This is a genomic window from Vibrio sp. YIC-376 (genome assembly GCF_052353105.1).
Taxonomy (GTDB): Bacteria; Pseudomonadota; Gammaproteobacteria; order Enterobacterales; family Vibrionaceae; genus Vibrio.
On the sequence record NZ_JBBWFK010000007.1, the window covers coordinates 202,230 to 218,679 of the forward strand.

The following is a 16,450-nucleotide window of genomic DNA, read 5'->3' on the forward strand; positions in this document are numbered from 1 at the left end:
TTAAGACTCTCCGCTATGCGGGTCTTTGTACAGTTGAATTTTGTGAGGTCCGACATTAGATGTACTTGGATCTATCCCGGTCGAAGCATTTTTTACAGTACAATCTTCAAGAAACTGACCAAATATTTCCGATTCGTTGCCCTTCTGTTTTACTTGCTGCGTTATAAAAAAGCATCCTATACCCTTAACTGTTAAAGACATTTTACCATCTTCTTTTGGAAGCTCATCACAATCAACGATCGGAACGCTTAAAACCCTTCTATCTTTCAAGCCATCTTCCACATAATATTGGTCATCGCATGCACCATCATTTTCGCAGAAGTATAAGGCATCAAGATAATCTTTATAGTAAAAAGCATTTGAAGTATCATTTTCGTACTCAGTTTTATAGTTATCATAGGTAACATTGGATTCTTCCAAATACTTATCTGGCTTAATATCTTCTCCTGAATCAGTAGTACCACCAGCCTTGTCAAATCGAGTATTTAATCCTTGTGCAACAGGTCCTGTAGCTTTACCAGTTTCAGTATCAACGCTATCGCCTACTTTTATACATTCCTCAGTGTCACCAGCTAATAAATCCCTAACAGTATTTTTACCCTCACCAAAGTCTAATAAACGATAATTCCCAGCACCAATTCCGCTCTCGTCATGGTTCGATGGCTTAAGTACATATATAGTGTCCGAATCTCTATCCTCTTTAGAGTTATAATCAGGGTTATCACTTGGAATATACCCCCAAGCACTCTTCGTAGTATCAGGGTCAGCACACATCCCAATAGGAGAAATATTGCAAGTTCCGGCAATTGCAGCACTAGGCCCAGCAACAGCGCTAGCGGATACATCCTTATCACCCCCAAATATGTAACTCAGGTATTGGGTTAAATTGATATTACTGACAGCAACCCGAACATAAATATCGTAATCACCATCTCCGTCAGAGTCTGGTACAAATTTATCAGCAGTAACAAATGTACCTTTTTCTTTAGTATTGGAAAAAGTGATGGAAATGGTCCCAGCCATCCCAGCTGCCTCTGTGGCCAATTCGTGATTACCACTAGAAGAAGCAAAGCTATTCAAGGTATTTATAGCAGCAGCCTCCGCTAGAGAAGCTGCCAAATCAATTTCTTCTACATCATCAGCTACCATAGCCGATGCTAAAGCGGCTGAGTCCACCGCGTTTTGTAAACGCGCTTTATTCAGAACCTTATGATTTAAGTCCATCGCAAAGGCACCCATGCCGATTAATATCAGCATAATTAAGCTAATCAGTACTAAAGTAATCCCTTGCTGAGAGCGCTTTGTTGCTATTGATTTTCCGAACCTCATAGCCGCCTCCTAAGTGATGCTATCACTTACTTTTTCTTAGCCACACCGTTATTGTTATACACTTCCAAGCTGGTTTGTGTACGTTCACCACTACCCTCAGGCAGATAGTCTACATTTTCATACCATGCATTCGGATTAAGTGTCTGTTCTGCTTGCAATTGGCTCAAAGCCACACCTAATTCAGGGTCGTTGGCGCAACCAGTCAAGACAAGAGTAAAAAAACAAACCGTTAATCTTATTATGTTTTTCATGTTACTCTCCCTCTATAAACTATGCCCAAACTGTCCATCAGTACCGCCTTCACCCGTGGTAAATTGATACTCTGATTGGGTCTCATTTACTGTATTAGAAGCATTGTCTAGTCGATATTTATCGAAGTCCAAGCTAGCTCCTTTGCCAAGTAAATAGAATTCAACGTCGTTAGGACTAACAAAACCATCTGTTGGTAGTGTGATCTTGCGTCTATCTATCGGTTTCGCTAAACGAGGAGTAACTAGAATAACCAACTCAGTCTCTCCTGAGGTAAATTGTTCACTTTTAAATAGACGCCCTAATATCGGTAAGTCTGACACTCCAGGTAAACCGTCATTGGTGTTACGAGCATTTTCGCTGAGCAGTCCCGCGATCCCCATCGTTTGCCCGTCTGCAAGCTCTAAAGTGCTGCCTGCGCTACGCGTAGTAAGAGGAGGTATGTAATAAGCTGCATTGGTATCCCCAACGCTATAGGTCACTACGCCAGATGTCGCCAACTCACTCACACTGACATTGAGTTTTAAATTAATTTTCTTATCACTAAGAATATAGGGGATAAAATCTAATGTTACGCCATATTCTTTATATTCTATGGTGATACCATCTTCGTTCGGAACAGGTATCGGGAACTCACCACCAGCAACAAACTCAGCCTTTGTACCACTCAGTGCCGTTAAACTAGGTTCAGCCAAAACCTTCGCAACACCATTTTGTTTAGCGATATCAAGGGCAAACGTAAACAACGTGTTACTGTCGATAAAAGAACCTAAAAAGCCAAACTCATTGACACCAGCATTACCACCCAGTATCGGTCCAATATCATCAATCGCACTACCTATTGTTGTCGCTCCCCAGGTAATATCACCACTTTGTTGGAAAAAATGAAAATTTGAATCAAAGGTACGAACTAATGAGCGCTGAACTTCGGCTACCGTCACTTCAAGGGTCACTTGCTGCGCACCACCAATTGACAACAAGTTAATGACGGAACTATCATCCTCTTCATTGTCGTCGTCGCTTTCGTCAGCTGGTTTACCTGCTGCAAACGTTTCCGCGACTTTAACCGCGACATCCATATTTTGTTGGCTACTAACCAAGCCCCTTAATACTATTTTGTCTTGAGTACTGTGAACTTCGATATTCTCGTCCGGCAAAAATTGATGAAGCTTAGACTTCAGCGTATTAAGGTCGTGCGTCACTTCGACGTTAAAGGATTCTATTATTCTCCCACTGCGATCCCAGACCGATACGTTGGTTGTTCCTAGTTTTTTACCAATCAAGTAAAGCTCGTTCGATCTCAGTACCAAAATATCCAAAACCGTTGGGTCACCTAAAGTCACCTTTTTGGCATTACCTGAAATCATCAACTGTGTAGACTGGTGGTGAGGCACACTCACCACCCGTCCCGATTGTGCCGCGGCATAAACCGTTACACTAGCTAATACCATAATTAAGTGGCTTAAAATTAGTATTGTTCTTTTCATAATTCACCTAATTGCTCACGCGTACATTGGAAGTTTGAGAGCCTTTAATCACAGTCACACTTGGTCGTGGTGTGTAGGTTCTTTTCGGTGGCACTTTATCAACGGTAAGAGGATTTCTTAATGCTAACTGAATACTGCCTTTACTATTTTCTGTTAGCAGTTTTTCTGCTTCTTTGGGTGAAACTTCTAAGGTAACTGCTCGTACAATCACAGGCTTGTTATCTTTTGTTCTTGCTGTCTGATCCACCGCCAACACTTTAATATTCTTCAAAACGGTACTGGTTGTTGCACCACCATCCTTCCCTCTGGTATTGAGAACATCGACTTTGTTGCCAGGCAATAGAAAGCCGGCAACGCCAATAACATCATTAACTCGAATGGTAAGAGCACGTTTATCTTCCGGAATCATGGCTGCTAATGTTACCCCTTCACCAAGTACCGCGATGCGATTAGGATTGACCAACTCTCCCTCATATATAGAGTTCGAAGCCACTTTACCAACCGCCTGAGAAGGCTCCGTTAGCGTTGTTTCATCAATCCAATCGACTTCCATTAACCTTGTTTTCAAATGCTTATCTTCAATAATAACGCCAGGTTCTATTTCCATTGCAGCCACAAGTACCGGGTGTCGCTCTACTTCTTCTAGCTCTACTGTGGGCTGTGTTTGATTATCTAACCATTGTTTTGCAATCATCACCGCACCTAAACCAAAGGCGATTGATAATAACAGCAACATGGCAACTTGTGTCTTGCTCATGACATCCCCTCATTTTTATTCATCAACGGTGAAATAGAGCCCCCATGCACGTGTCAGAATTTCGGTTGACACCTGCTCCCCTATTTCCTCAAACTTCAAAATATCTCGACTAATACCTAACATATCTTTTGGTAAACAAGGAAAGTACCCAGTTCCAGTCTCATCATGCAGTTGTTTTAATCGATCAAAAAAACCATCTTTCAAAACAAGCTGATAGGTATTAGCCAGTTCCATCCATAATTGACAGTACTCTTCTAACTCTAGAGGATTAAATTCAATCTTGTAGCCAAGTCGTCTCAAAAAAGCCGGATCCGCAATCGAACTTGGCGGAAGGTTGGACGAAAACGCCAGTGTCAGCAGAAACGGTACCGATATCTGTTGTCCATTTGGCAGACCAAGGTGATCAACGAAATATTCCATCGGAACAATCCAGCGATTGAGCACAGCGGCAACAGGCATAGATTGACGACCTAAATCATCAATAACAAAAATGCCATTATTAGCCATCATTTGCAGTGGTGCATTCCAGACACGGTTGTGCTCGGTGTGGTTAACCTCCAGCATGTCCATGGTCAATTCACCACCAACCTGAATATTTGGTCTTTCACATAGTACCCAACGTTTGTCATAGTGTTCATCCAGTTTGACAAACGTCTGGCTGTATGAATTGTCGACTCGCTTATGGTGATGCTCCGAAAACACTTTGATGATATTTCCATCTGCGTATACCGCGTGAGGGATAAACACCGATGTATTTAATGCATTTAACACCCGTGCAGCGACATAGCTTTTACCGGTGCCGGCATGTCCATACAGCAACAATGCTCGACCAGAATTGATTGCTGGGCCTAAAACCGGTATTAAACGCTCTGCGCCATAAACGTCATCAAGTGCACGCTCAACATCCGCTCGAGCAATAGGTTGGTTACGTAAATTTTGACGCTGAACAACGTCCCAATACTGATCCAGTGAGACGGGGACCGGGCCAATATAAGCCTCCCTACGAAAAGCTAATTCAGCTTCTGCCATGCCTAATTCAGTTAAGCCGTAACGAACGTTAGAGTAGGAACTGGTCGAATTTAAAGGTTGATACACCTCAACCCAACTACGAGCACGAAGATGCGCTAATGCATTTTCTATAACGGTTGATACCACGCACATTCGCGAAGATAGATCAACTAGGTTGGATTTTGGGTACGCAGAAAGGTGCTTAAGCAGTAAATGCTCAATGACCGCAGACGGTACACCTAAACCATCCTCTGATGTTGGCGTTGGCGGCGGTGGAATTTGTGGCACTAAATTGACTTTAGGTATTGTAGACATGGGTGTGTGCCCTCCTGATGTTGGCACGGTTATGTCTGGTCATTCCCTGCCAAACCTAACAAATCTCTGTGGCCGAAACCTAACGGTCTGAGTACATATAACTTAATGAGTGTAAAAATAGTAAGCCAAACCAATCACTATTGCCGGAGCAAACGGGATGACTAGCGTCTGTTTGCTTTTCCAACCAGGAGTAATTTTTTGCAACGCATAAGCTCTCACATGCTCAACAATAGAATAACTCGAAGATGCAAAATATAACGCTAAATAAAAAATCCCTATTACTCCACCAGCAACAATGATAAAAGGTGTCACTGACCACATAGTTTCTGCACCTAACCATAGCCCCAATACAGTTAGAAGCTTTACGTCTCCTCCGGCCATGGCACGAGCTAAATATAAGCCGAAACCAATGGCTAAGGTTATCAATAATCCTTTGATATGAATCCACCAAACAATACTTTCTTGGTGCGTATATAAATCAAACGCAATCGCTATCAAAAGTAATCCGACAAACTTGTTAGGGATTCGGTGCCTCTGAGCATCAGAGACACCGATCATGATCAAAATTGACCAAATAACTAAACTCATATTTAAGTTATATAATTTCCTTTAACTGATCTTACTTTCAACTGTAGCGAAGGTAGCAGCCAAATTTTTCCAAAATCCTAAGTTAAGTAGTGCACCCACAATCAGAGCCGCGCCAAGAATATATTCTAGAAGAGTAAGACCTTCTTCATCATTCCAAAAGTCTTTCAATACTTGTGTGAATTTGTCCATTTTTTTGCCCCCTAAAGATCCATCTCAAAAAAGATCTTTATTACTTTACTGAATTTGATTTTTAACCCCTGTGGAAACATCCGTAATCAAGATGCTTCGAAGTGAATTTAGGTTAGAAAAGTGTTAGGTCGTTAGGACTTTCTTATCTTTAATTAGGACTTTTTTGCCTTTTTGTTTATTGAGAGTTAAAAGTTTCATGTATGAGACCAATAGCAGTGAAATTTGGGAGCGATGTCACATTTAAGTGATTATTTTTAATCCATAATTTTCCGAATAATCAAACTAAGCAATGATTGTTTTTATCAAAAATCGATATTTAGAATAATTAGTCTTAATACTCTAGGATGAGATTTGGCTGATTACATAACTTACCCACACTTTCTAAGTATGAGTTAAATGGATGTTATATGGAAAGGCTAGCCAAAGCGCACTGGATAGGTGAACCGTTACAATCTCTGCCTGAGCAATTTCGCTGGGTGTTTGCTCAGTATTTTGAGTTAGTTGATCACGGCAATGATATTTCCATCATCAGTGATAAAGACTTCGATCATTTTTTTTACTATGTGACCGGTAATCAAAACGGTTCATTAAAAGGTGCCGTGACTTTATGTGAAAATCTGGACAAGAAGTTAATTGTCGTACATCCCAACACCGTCGATGGTGGCTTACCACCAGAGCATATCACTTCTGAATACTATTCATTAAACGACAACTACCTCCCTCACTGGCTTTCTCAAATCAAGTTAAAGTACTTCTTTAACCGGAACTTGGAAGGCTCCACGCGACTCACGAACAAAACGTATCCGAGGAAAGGCAAATCAAACTTTGCGGAAGTCGTCGACTATATCGCGAATAATGCTCACACAGATATACGTGAAGAAGAAGCTGCAGCACTTTGCCACTATTCTCCAACCTATTTTTCGAAAGTATTTCGTAGACATGTTGGCATGTGCTTTCGTGACTACGTGACAGCTAAACGTATTTCTTTAGCAAAAAAGATGCTTACCGAAGATCATTCAATGAAGATTGCCTATATTGCTTACAAATGTGGCTATCACGATGTCTCTTATTTTTCTCGCATTTTTAAGAAAAAAACTGGTCTTTCTCCCGCTAGCTATCGGCAACAGTTTTAAGTTCTAAAAACATCGGTTCTGGTCTTAATTAACGCTAACTTACCCACATATTTGGTCAAAATGCTTTCTCGTGTCGTTAATCAACATGCTAAGGTTAACAATATATTAACAACTATAAATACAACGAGAAGACATGGAGTCACTTATGATGCATCAGCCGAACATCAATACTACTGCAGGATGCGCTCTCCCTCCGCCAAATGAAATGATTCTTAAGTGGGCAGAGGAGCGTCCAGACGAAGTTTACTTAAAGCAAATCATCAATAGAAAGTTTGTTGAATACACTTATGCCGAAGTGGCCGATCAAGCCTTAAGACTTGTAAGTGCATTGCGCAATCTAGGTGTTCAACCCGGCGATAAAGTCGCATTGATATCGAAAAACTGTGCGGAATGGTTTATCTGTGATCTTGCATTAATGCTGGGGGATTACGTAAGCGTCCCCATATTCCCTACCGCTGGAGCAGACACGATTGAATACTGCATCACGCACAGTGAAAGTAAAGCGCTCATTGCGGGTAAATTGGATGACTCCAAAGCCACTCAACAAGTCATTAATGAGATGAGTGACCTGATCAGTATTGCGCTGCCTTATAACACAGCGCCTGTATGTCAGCATCAATATATTCAACTAATAGCAGAAGAAATGCCGAGTGAAGAGCGTCCAGTTCATTACGACGATAAGCTCATGTCTTTGGTTTATACATCCGGGACTTCAGGTTTGCCAAAAGGCGCAATGCTAACCTACGGCGCGTTCAGCTGGTCGGTTCAACAACTGATTAACCATATCGGTATCCAACCAAACGATAGGCTCTTTTCCTACTTGCCATTGGCACACATCACCGAGCGCGTGTACATTTTTGGTTCTTCAATCATCGGAGGCGTTCAAACCGCTTTTCCTGAATCTCTCGATACCTTTATTGAAGATGTAAAAATGCAGCGTCCAACTCTGTTCATCTCGGTGCCAAGATTATGGACATTATTCCAACAACGCATCCAAGACAAGTTACCGCAAAAGACTCTGAACATTCTCCTCAAGATACCATTCGTTAACTCTCTGATTAAGAAGAAATTCGCCGTTGGGCTTGGGTTAGATCAAGCTCGGGTGCTAGGTTGTGGTTCTGCACCTGTGTCACCCGCTTTGTTAGAGTGGTACCACAGCGTGGGACTTAATATCACTGAGGCCTGGGGGATGACAGAATCTTTTGCTTACAGCACGATTAATTATCCTTTCCGAGCAGACAAAATAGGCACGGTTGGTAATGCTGGACCTGGCATTGAGCTTAAAATCGCGAATGACAGTGAAATTATGGTGAGAAGTAAGGGGTTATTCTCTGGCTACTACAAAAACGATATCGCTACACAGGAGTCCTTCGACTCAGAGGGGTGGCTGCACACCGGCGATATTGGTGCGATAGATTACGATGGATACCTGACCATCCAAGGCCGTAAAAAAGACACTTTTAAAACTGCAAAAGGTAAATTTGTATCTCCAGTGCCTATTGAAAAGAAACTATTCGAATACAGCCGAATAGAGATGATGTGCCTGATTGGTTTAGGCTTACCTGGTCCCATTCTTTTGGTTGTTCCACATAACTTCCCCCACTTCGACAAAGAGCGTTACGAGCGTTCCACACGCAAAATCATTGATCGAATGAACCAAGAATTGGCATCCCATGAACAAATTAAAGGCGTGCTAATGATCAAAGAGCCTTGGAATATTGAGAATGGAGTGCTCACTCCAACTCTCAAAATCAAGCGACACGTACTTGAACAGAAATACCATGAACTAGGCCATAACTGGCCAAAAGGTCAATTGGTACTCTGGGAAGAAGACCTATAATTAATAAGCACTCCTCAGCAAGCATTGAGGAGTGCGCATTATTGCAGTACCAATCTACGCTCTCCAAAATGGTTTTCTTACCTCACTAAGAACCTCTTTCTTATCTATACCGATATCATCCCAAAGGTGCTCTGGTAAATCTCTTAAGTGGCGACGCGTTTTATAATTCCGATTCCAAAAAATTAGTTTAGATATAATTAACTGACTCAGCGTCTGTAGCCTTGAAGACTTAACTTGTTTGCATGCTTGCGTAACGTTTCCCATATCCGGCTCCATATTCCATATTGACCACTTAATAATCAGTGACTACCATGATATTCTCAAACGATAGAATCTGCCATTGAGTTAAGGAAAACTAATGTGAAAGATCGTATGCCGCCATTACAGGGCTTGTACTACTTTTTCATCGCAGCACGAGAAGGAAGTTTTAAGACTGCCGCCGAGTATCTGTATGTAACCCCCGCAGCGATTAGCCAACAGATCCGCCAGTTGGAAGAATTTTTGGGCGCAGATTTATTTGTGCGTCAACATAGAAAGATCGTCCTGACGCCAGAAGGAGAGCGACTATTTACTCAAGCCGAAAGAGGATTTAACCACTTGCAGCAAGGCGTTCGCCTGATAACCCAAGATCCCAACCCGAACCAACTCTCTATCTCAACACTCCCGTCATTTGCTCACCATTGGCTGGTTCCCAAGATCACTGCTTTTCGGCAGCGCCATCCTGATATTTCGCTACTACTGGAACCGACTAATGAGCTGGTTTCATTTCAGGATAGCCAAATAGATTTATGTGTCCGCTACGGATTAGGAAAATACCCAAATTTAGAGTCACAATGGTTGATGGACGAAGCCTTCTATCCAGCCTGTCATCCGGTTTATCAGCAACAACACGGTATATATAAAATAGAAGACCTAAGTAAAGCTGAACTAATTGAAGACTTATGGCCTGATCTTGATTGGAATATGTGGCTTAGGAAGCTTGGACAGCATGCTGCTAAACCGGCGCTAAAATACAGTGGCTCTCACCTTGTTCTGGAGGCAGCCCTATCACTACAGGGGGTAGCACTGGTTAAACACAGTTTAGCGTACCAATATTTTCGAACAGGTAAGTTAGTCCGGATAGGCGATATCGCCATAAGACCTAAATTTGCCTATTACCTATGTGCCCCAAAAGGTTATCTGCAACGGCCTAAAGCACAGCTATTTGCAAAGTGGTTAAAGGAAGAGATAAATAGCTTTGAAAAATCCGTCACTCGAGATTTTAAAACTCTACCGCTAACAGACTGACTTCAACTGGATAGGGGTGGTTAGACTAGTAACAAATAAAAAGCCCTGCACTAGGCAGGGCTTCAAATCATAGAGTTAACTTAAGAATTACTTCTTAGCGTTACGCTCTTTAACGTCAGCGATTACTTGATCAGCAACGTTGCTTGGACATGGTGCGTAGTGTGCGAACTCCATAGAGAACTGACCACGACCAGAAGTCATTGTACGTAGAGTACCGATGTAGCCGAACATTTCTGATAGAGGAACGTCTGCTTTAATACGTACGCCAGTTGCACCAGCTTGTTGGTCTTTGATCATACCACGACGACGGTTAAGGTCACCGATTACGTCACCAACGTGATCGTCTGGAGTGAACACGTCAACTTTCATGATTGGCTCAAGAAGTTGCGCGCCTGCTTTAGGCATAGACTGACGGAATGCGCCTTTCGCTGCGATTTCAAATGCGATTGCAGATGAGTCAACTGCGTGGAAGCCACCGTCGAATAGTTCAACTTCAACGTCAAGAGTCGGGAAGCCTGCAAGCACACCAGTTTGCATCATGCCAGCAAAACCTTTCTCAACTGCTGGCCAGAATTCCTTAGGAACGTTACCACCAACAACTGTTGACTTGAATGTGAAACCTGAGTTTGGCTCACCTGGTTTGATACGGTAATCGATCTTACCAAACTGACCAGAACCACCAGACTGTTTCTTGTGCGTGTAGCTGTCTTCGATTGCTTTAGTGATAGTTTCACGGTAAGCAACCTGAGGAGCACCTACTTCTAGCTCAACACCGTAAGTACGTTTTAGGATATCTACTTTGATATCTAGGTGAAGTTCACCCATACCTTTCAGGATAGTTTCGCCTGAGTCTTCATCAGTCTCAACCTGGAATGATGGATCTTCTGCAACCATTTTACCGATCGCGATACCCATTTTCTCAGTTGAACCTTTATCTTTTGGAGCAACAGCGATAGAGATTACTGGCTCTGGGAAGATCATTGGTTCTAGAGTACATTCGTGCTTAGGATCACATAGAGTGTGACCAGTTTGAACGTTCTTCATACCAACAACTGCGATGATGTCACCAGCTTGCGCTTCAGTGATCTCAGTGCGGTCGTTTGCTTGCATCTCAACCATACGGCCGATACGTTCAGTTTTACCAGTCGCAGAGTTAAGAATGGTATCACCTTTCTTCATGCGGCCAGAATAGATACGGATGAAAGTTAGAGCACCGAAACGGTCATCCATGATCTTGAATGCTAGCGCTTTCAGTGGTTGATCTGCGTCAACTACCGCTTTTTCACCTGTTGGTTCACCAGTTTGTGGATCAGTCAGGTCTTGTGGTTCAACTTCTGTTGGAGCTGGTAGGTAATCTACTACCGCGTCAAGAACAAGTTGCATACCTTTGTTTTTGAACGCAGAACCACAGAATGTTGGGAAGAACGCTAGATCACGAGTACCTTTACGGATACATGCTTTGATTTGCTCAACAGTTGGTTCTTCACCATCCATGTAAGCCATCATTAGCTCGTCGTCTTGTTCTACAGCAGATTCGATCATAAGTTCACGATATTCTTCAACGTCGTCAACCATGTCTGCAGGAACGTCTTGAATTTCGTAGTTTTCTGGAAGACCAGAGTCATCCCATACGTATGCTTGACGGTTCAGTACGTCTACAACACCAACGAAGTCATCTTCACGACCGATAGGCAGAGTCATAACCAATGGGTTAGCTGCCAGTACGTTCTTAACTTGTTCAACAACGTTGAAGAAATCAGCACCCATACGGTCTAGTTTGTTTACGAAGATGATACGTGCAACTTCTGATTCGTTAGCGTAACGCCAGTTAGTTTCTGATTGAGGTTCAACACCGCCAGAACCACAGAATACACCGATACCGCCATCTAGAACTTTCAGTGAACGGTATACTTCTACTGTAAAGTCAACGTGTCCAGGAGTATCGATAACGTTTAGTCGGTGTTTTTTCCACTCACAAGTTACCGCAGCTGATTGGATAGTAATACCGCGCTCTGCTTCCTGTTCCATGAAGTCAGTAGTAGATTCACCATCGTGAACCTCACCTGTTTTATGGATTTTACCAGTAAGCTTAAGAATACGCTCAGTGGTAGTGGTTTTACCCGCGTCAACGTGCGCGAAAATACCAATGTTTCTGTATTTCGATAAATCTGCCATTGTCTTACTCTGTTAATAAGGTATAAAGTGCGCGCAGAGTATATCACAATCTGTCAAGACTGATACCTTTGCGTGCAGTTGGACGAAAAAAATTTTTTAACGTAAATTTTCCATCCTCAAAGAATAGCTAAACATAACGATTTATGTACTTTATTCACGATTCGTAGCGAATAGATTCCACAAATTGTGATCGTTTAGTTAAATCATTTAAAGCTCATCAAAAGCCTCTATCGCTTCTGACAATTTCTTAACGCCGTGAATTTGCATTCCAGGAATCCCGCCTTTAGGCATATTGGCAGCGGGAACAATCGCCTTTTTAAATCCGTGCTTAAACGCTTCGTTTAATCGCTCTTGCCCACTTGGTACAGGACGAATTTCTCCTGCCAGCCCAACCTCACCAAATATAACGACATCTTTTGGCAAAGCGCGATCGCGAAAACTCGATAACAGCGCCATCACTAATGCGAGGTCAGCACTGGTCTCTGTCACTTTGACACCACCCACCACGTTGACAAACACGTCTTGGTCGGCCATTTGTAATCCGCCATGTTTATGCAGCACAGCCAATAATAGGGAGAGACGATTCTGCTCCAGACCAACCGCAACTCGACGAGGGTTTGCAAGTTGCGAATAATCCACCAGCGCCTGAATCTCTACTAATAGAGGGCGAGTCCCTTCCCATACCACCATAACCGAAGAACCTGAGGTTTCTTCTTCGCCTCGAGAAAGAAAAATCGCCGATGGGTTACTGACTTCTCTTAGTCCCTGCCCGGTCATGGCAAACACACCTAACTCATTCACGGCACCAAAACGGTTTTTATGACTACGTAGGGTACGGAAACGACTGTCTGTCCCACCATCGAGCAAAACCGAGCAGTCGATAATGTGCTCAAGAACTTTGGGGCCAGCAAGCGTACCGTCTTTAGTTACGTGACCAACAATAAATACGGCGACATTATTCTGTTTCGCATAGCGAGTCAGAGCCGTGGCTGACTCACGAACTTGCGCCACACTACCCGGCGACGATTGCACGTCCGAAACATGCATCACCTGAATAGAGTCAATGACCATGATGCGAGGCTGTTCTTGCTCAGCAATTTGGCAGATTTTGTCCACGTTAGTCTCAGACAGCATCTTAAGATGTTGTTTTGGCAACCCCAGACGCGAGGCTCGCATCGCCACCTGTTGCAGTGACTCCTCTCCCGTCACGTATAAAGTCGGCATTTGCCCCGACAACGTACACATAGTTTGAAGCAGCAATGTCGATTTGCCCGCGCCCGGATTACCACCAATCAAAATCGCTGCACCAGGCACAACACCGCCGCCTAATACTCGGTCAAGCTCTTTGAAGCCACTGGTAAAACGCGGTACTTCTTGCAAGTTAATTTCAGACAACGTTTGAACTTTAGATTCTGTTGCTGAACCAGCATAACCAGACAAACGCTCGTTTCGGGCAACCGTAGGCGACGCGGCAATGCGCACTTCCGTAATCGTATTCCACGCACCACACGCATTACATTGCCCCTGCCAACGTGGAAAATCTGCGCCACAATCATTACAAACATACGCTCGTTTTGCTTTCGCCATGATGCCTCAATTTCTTCAACAAATGTGACTAAACACAGCCATGTCAGAACTTATTTGACAGGGACTATTGATACACTTAAGTTTTACTGCGCTTAGCCGATATAATTCGAACAACGACATACTCTAACAGAAATAATGCTGCAATCTGAAATTCTCTCACTCGCTGAACGACTCATTCCCGTTTATGGTTCTGCAGACTTTGATTTTGTCCTTGGCCAACTGACGGAGGAAGAGCACCCTTCGGCGAAAATTTTGGTGAAAATAGAATTAAACCGGCTAATGGCTCCGTGTAAAAAAAGTATCGATTTACGCGGTCGTGTTAACGGTGAGTGTAGAGAGTATGTGTTTGACGGTATTTCACACTGGTTAGATGATGTAGCGTTTAACGCGTACCATAAAAACATCAAAAAATTTGGCCGTTATACCGAAGGGATGTGGGAAGCCCTCGTTAATACGCGCAACAACTTTCGGGTAATGAGTAAGCAAGCGTTTGATGAACAGACGAATCCCTTAACCAATTCTAACAGTCCATTTTTGGCAGCACCCATTCTATTGGGGAATAACTTGAAGCGTCACGAAAAGCGCTTGAAAGTACAATCACAAGTAGAAATACGCCGTTCAAATGATCAGATTCTGCATGGGTTGAGTATTGACCTGTCCAGCTCAGGCGCAAAATTCAAAGTACCTAGCGCGTTTAAGTACAATCTTGGCGAAATCATTGAGGTTACTTTTTCTGAGTTTGCGAGTAAATCTCAGCTGACCGGGATTCAAATGCCCCTGACTTATCGTGTGCTTGCAGTAGAGGATTGCTATGAAAACGAAGCCATTCGTTATCTCAGAACCATACTCCTGACAGAGACCGAACTGATAGACCGGGTCATTGATGAGACGCTAAACAGTGTTGAAAAACGAACCCGTCATGACAACCAAGATAAGATCATCCGAGCTCGTACTCGTGGTTATGAGCACATGGCTCTCAAACACACGAGCAACTTGCCATTATTCTTTGAAGGAAATGAGCTTAAGCTCTCGATGTTAACGCCAAATAATCAGAAGTTATGGCAGTACTGGCATGATGAGCGTAATCAACAAGTACTTGGCTCGCTGTTTCATAACAAAAGAATGACATCGTTGATCGCTCCAGGAGTGAAAGGAACGACGAACGTTCTCTACTCCTTTACTCACGAGCATGAAAACAAAACCTTTTTTTACTCAATGCTCAGACCAGAAGCGACACGGGAACAACGTCAGCTTTTTTGGCATTTAGGGGCAAAACGTAAAAGCTGGCGTGCGTATCGAATTTCCATATTTGAGTTATCTGAACAAGAGAAAAATGAATTAGCGTCCTTCTCATCAGAACTGGCGCAAACCTCCAAATCGCTCACTCATGTAGGCATTTTGCAAGAAATTGCAGATGAGCAATCAGGACAAGACTACCTGTTAACTGAGAAACCTCGCTTACCTTCAAACGCTTTAAATGCTTTTCGACATCCACGCCGAATCATTGGAAACCCGAAAGGGATATATTTTGATGCTCAATCTCGGCGCAAAGAACCACGTTATCGTTTTCAAACGCCGTTGGAGTTCAGTACGGGAAATACCAAAGTCTCAGGTAACAGTATCGATATTTCTAAGCGAGGCCTGGGGATCCGATTAGATGAACCGACCACCTTGAGCTCCGGACAAGAAGTTCACATTAATTTCCGTGAACTGCAGTTGTACGATAAGAATCTTCCCCTTTCAGCCGTACCGTACCGCGTCGTTCGTGTCAGCACGGATGGCCATAGTGTTCAATTAGTCATTGATGAAACCAGTAAAACGCTTCGGGTAACCGCGTTTTTCAATAAGATTATCCTGCACAATCAGAATAAGCTTATCCAACAGAAAGATGTCCTGCCAAGTCATGCCTTACTGGAAAAACTTCATAGTGTGCTGCTATCAAGATCGTTAAGCGCGCCAGTTTTTATCAGCAAAAATTCAGCAGGCTCGTTTAACACTCCCGTTATCGGCATTAACTTACCACTGCCAAAACACGTAGAACTTTTCGCCCAGTTGGGTTGTGAGCACAAGTTTTCTCTGGAGCCTATTTTTAAAGGCCGAACAAGCACGCTGATTGCCGAGCCAATTAAGCGTGTTGAGGGAGCGCAGGAAAAACATCAGGATGTTTACATCAGTGCATCAAAAATAGGTCGCAAGATTACTGGTATCGAATCCAAGCTCCATCAAGAGTTTAATAACGTAAAAGAACGCATTCAGTTTATAAAAAAAGCTCGCATGATGGGTGATTTCTATGTGCTTCGTATGTCTACAGCCCCCATTTTCGAACCAATGACTTCGCTGCTGCGACGAGACTTGAGTGACTTAACTCCATTTAGCGTGCATCAGGCAAGTAAACTGGAAAAGGAACTGACCTCACTCATAGGATATTGTGAGTTTGAAGACATCACTGAAGAGGTCGTCGTAAGACTTGAGCTGACTGAATAACAAAACACCGCCTGCTGAGGCG

At 43.1% G+C, this 16,450-nt stretch carries 14 protein-coding genes; 4 read left to right on the top strand and 10 right to left on the bottom strand.

All coding sequences use genetic code 11. From position 1 onward, the window contains the following. The 7 genes from WJM94_RS15040 to WJM94_RS15070 form a co-directional block, all read right to left on the bottom strand. Nucleotides 1-1,329: a Tad domain-containing protein gene (locus WJM94_RS15040; RefSeq protein ID WP_444495008.1), complete on the bottom strand. Its 1,329-nt coding sequence runs from the start codon at nt 1,327-1,329 to the stop codon at nt 1-3. A 26-nt stretch (nt 1,330-1,355) separates the two neighbouring features. Further along, nucleotides 1,356-1,580: a hypothetical protein gene (locus WJM94_RS15045; protein ID WP_444495009.1), complete on the bottom strand. Its 225-nt coding sequence runs from the start codon at nt 1,578-1,580 to the stop codon at nt 1,356-1,358. A 12-nt stretch (nt 1,581-1,592) separates the two neighbouring features. Then, nucleotides 1,593-3,065, bottom strand: coding sequence for a type II and III secretion system protein family protein (locus WJM94_RS15050; RefSeq protein WP_444495010.1), 1,473 nt, complete (start codon nt 3,063-3,065; stop codon nt 1,593-1,595). Nucleotides 3,066-3,072: 7 nt separating this feature from the next. After that, the gene (cpaB, locus tag WJM94_RS15055) at nt 3,073-3,822 is read right to left on the bottom strand and encodes a Flp pilus assembly protein CpaB (RefSeq protein ID WP_444495011.1); all 750 of its coding nucleotides are present in this window, start codon (nt 3,820-3,822) and stop codon (nt 3,073-3,075) included. A 15-nt stretch (nt 3,823-3,837) separates the two neighbouring features. Beyond that, nucleotides 3,838-5,145, bottom strand: coding sequence for an AAA family ATPase (locus WJM94_RS15060; RefSeq protein WP_444495012.1), 1,308 nt, complete (start codon nt 5,143-5,145; stop codon nt 3,838-3,840). 102 nt (nt 5,146-5,247) lie between these two features. Continuing rightward, complete coding sequence (locus WJM94_RS15065) at nt 5,248-5,733, bottom strand: A24 family peptidase (protein WP_444495013.1); 486 nt, start codon at nt 5,731-5,733, stop codon at nt 5,248-5,250. Between the two features lie 21 nt (nt 5,734-5,754). Further along, entirely contained in the window at nt 5,755-5,922 is a 168-nt protein-coding gene (locus WJM94_RS15070; protein ID WP_444495014.1) for a Flp family type IVb pilin, read from the bottom strand. Nucleotides 5,923-6,329: 407 nt separating this feature from the next. Between WJM94_RS15070 and WJM94_RS15075 the strand changes: the two genes are divergently transcribed. Both WJM94_RS15075 and WJM94_RS15080 read left to right on the top strand, forming a co-directional pair. After that, nucleotides 6,330-7,055, top strand: coding sequence for a helix-turn-helix domain-containing protein (locus WJM94_RS15075; RefSeq protein WP_444495015.1), 726 nt, complete (start codon nt 6,330-6,332; stop codon nt 7,053-7,055). A 148-nt stretch (nt 7,056-7,203) separates the two neighbouring features. Beyond that, nucleotides 7,204-8,895 (top strand): AMP-binding protein, encoded by a 1,692-nt coding sequence (locus tag WJM94_RS15080; RefSeq protein WP_444495115.1) that lies wholly within the window; start codon nt 7,204-7,206, stop codon nt 8,893-8,895. Nucleotides 8,896-8,949: 54 nt separating this feature from the next. Here WJM94_RS15080 and WJM94_RS15085 read toward each other — a convergent pair whose 3' ends face one another. Beyond that, nucleotides 8,950-9,171 carry a DUF1127 domain-containing protein gene (locus WJM94_RS15085; protein ID WP_444495016.1) on the bottom strand — a complete coding sequence of 74 codons (222 nt, stop codon included), beginning with the start codon at nt 9,169-9,171 and terminating at the stop codon, nt 8,950-8,952. Between the two features lie 84 nt (nt 9,172-9,255). Between WJM94_RS15085 and WJM94_RS15090 the strand changes: the two genes are divergently transcribed. After that, on the top strand, nt 9,256-10,182 hold the full coding sequence (locus WJM94_RS15090; protein ID WP_444495017.1) for a LysR substrate-binding domain-containing protein: 927 nt from the start codon (nt 9,256-9,258) through the stop codon (nt 10,180-10,182). 87 nt (nt 10,183-10,269) lie between these two features. Here WJM94_RS15090 and fusA read toward each other — a convergent pair whose 3' ends face one another. Then, entirely contained in the window at nt 10,270-12,357 is a 2,088-nt protein-coding gene (gene fusA / locus WJM94_RS15095) for an elongation factor G (RefSeq protein ID WP_444495018.1), read from the bottom strand. A 207-nt stretch (nt 12,358-12,564) separates the two neighbouring features. Next, nucleotides 12,565-13,944 (bottom strand): DNA repair protein RadA, encoded by a 1,380-nt coding sequence (radA, locus tag WJM94_RS15100; protein WP_444495019.1) that lies wholly within the window; start codon nt 13,942-13,944, stop codon nt 12,565-12,567. 135 nt (nt 13,945-14,079) lie between these two features. Between radA and WJM94_RS15105 the strand changes: the two genes are divergently transcribed. Then, nucleotides 14,080-16,428: a PilZ domain-containing protein gene (locus WJM94_RS15105; RefSeq protein ID WP_444495020.1), complete on the top strand. Its 2,349-nt coding sequence runs from the start codon at nt 14,080-14,082 to the stop codon at nt 16,426-16,428. The last annotated feature ends 22 nt before the right edge of the window (nt 16,429-16,450 follow it).

Coding starts and splice junctions, on each gene's coding strand:
- WJM94_RS15040 (WP_444495008.1), bottom strand. CDS start 1,329: ATGAGGTTCGGAAAATCAATAGCAACAAAGCGCTCTCAGCAAGGGATT.
- WJM94_RS15045 (WP_444495009.1), bottom strand. CDS start 1,580: ATGAAAAACATAATAAGATTAACGGTTTGTTTTTTTACTCTTGTCTTG.
- WJM94_RS15050 (WP_444495010.1), bottom strand. CDS start 3,065: ATGAAAAGAACAATACTAATTTTAAGCCACTTAATTATGGTATTAGCT.
- cpaB (WP_444495011.1), bottom strand. CDS start 3,822: ATGAGCAAGACACAAGTTGCCATGTTGCTGTTATTATCAATCGCCTTT.
- WJM94_RS15060 (WP_444495012.1), bottom strand. CDS start 5,145: ATGTCTACAATACCTAAAGTCAATTTAGTGCCACAAATTCCACCGCCG.
- WJM94_RS15065 (WP_444495013.1), bottom strand. CDS start 5,733: ATGAGTTTAGTTATTTGGTCAATTTTGATCATGATCGGTGTCTCTGAT.
- WJM94_RS15070 (WP_444495014.1), bottom strand. CDS start 5,922: ATGGACAAATTCACACAAGTATTGAAAGACTTTTGGAATGATGAAGAA.
- WJM94_RS15075 (WP_444495015.1), top strand. CDS start 6,330: ATGGAAAGGCTAGCCAAAGCGCACTGGATAGGTGAACCGTTACAATCT.
- WJM94_RS15080 (WP_444495115.1), top strand. CDS start 7,204: ATGCATCAGCCGAACATCAATACTACTGCAGGATGCGCTCTCCCTCCG.
- WJM94_RS15085 (WP_444495016.1), bottom strand. CDS start 9,171: ATGGAGCCGGATATGGGAAACGTTACGCAAGCATGCAAACAAGTTAAG.
- fusA (WP_444495018.1), bottom strand. CDS start 12,357: ATGGCAGATTTATCGAAATACAGAAACATTGGTATTTTCGCGCACGTT.
- radA (WP_444495019.1), bottom strand. CDS start 13,944: ATGGCGAAAGCAAAACGAGCGTATGTTTGTAATGATTGTGGCGCAGAT.
- WJM94_RS15105 (WP_444495020.1), top strand. CDS start 14,080: ATGCTGCAATCTGAAATTCTCTCACTCGCTGAACGACTCATTCCCGTT.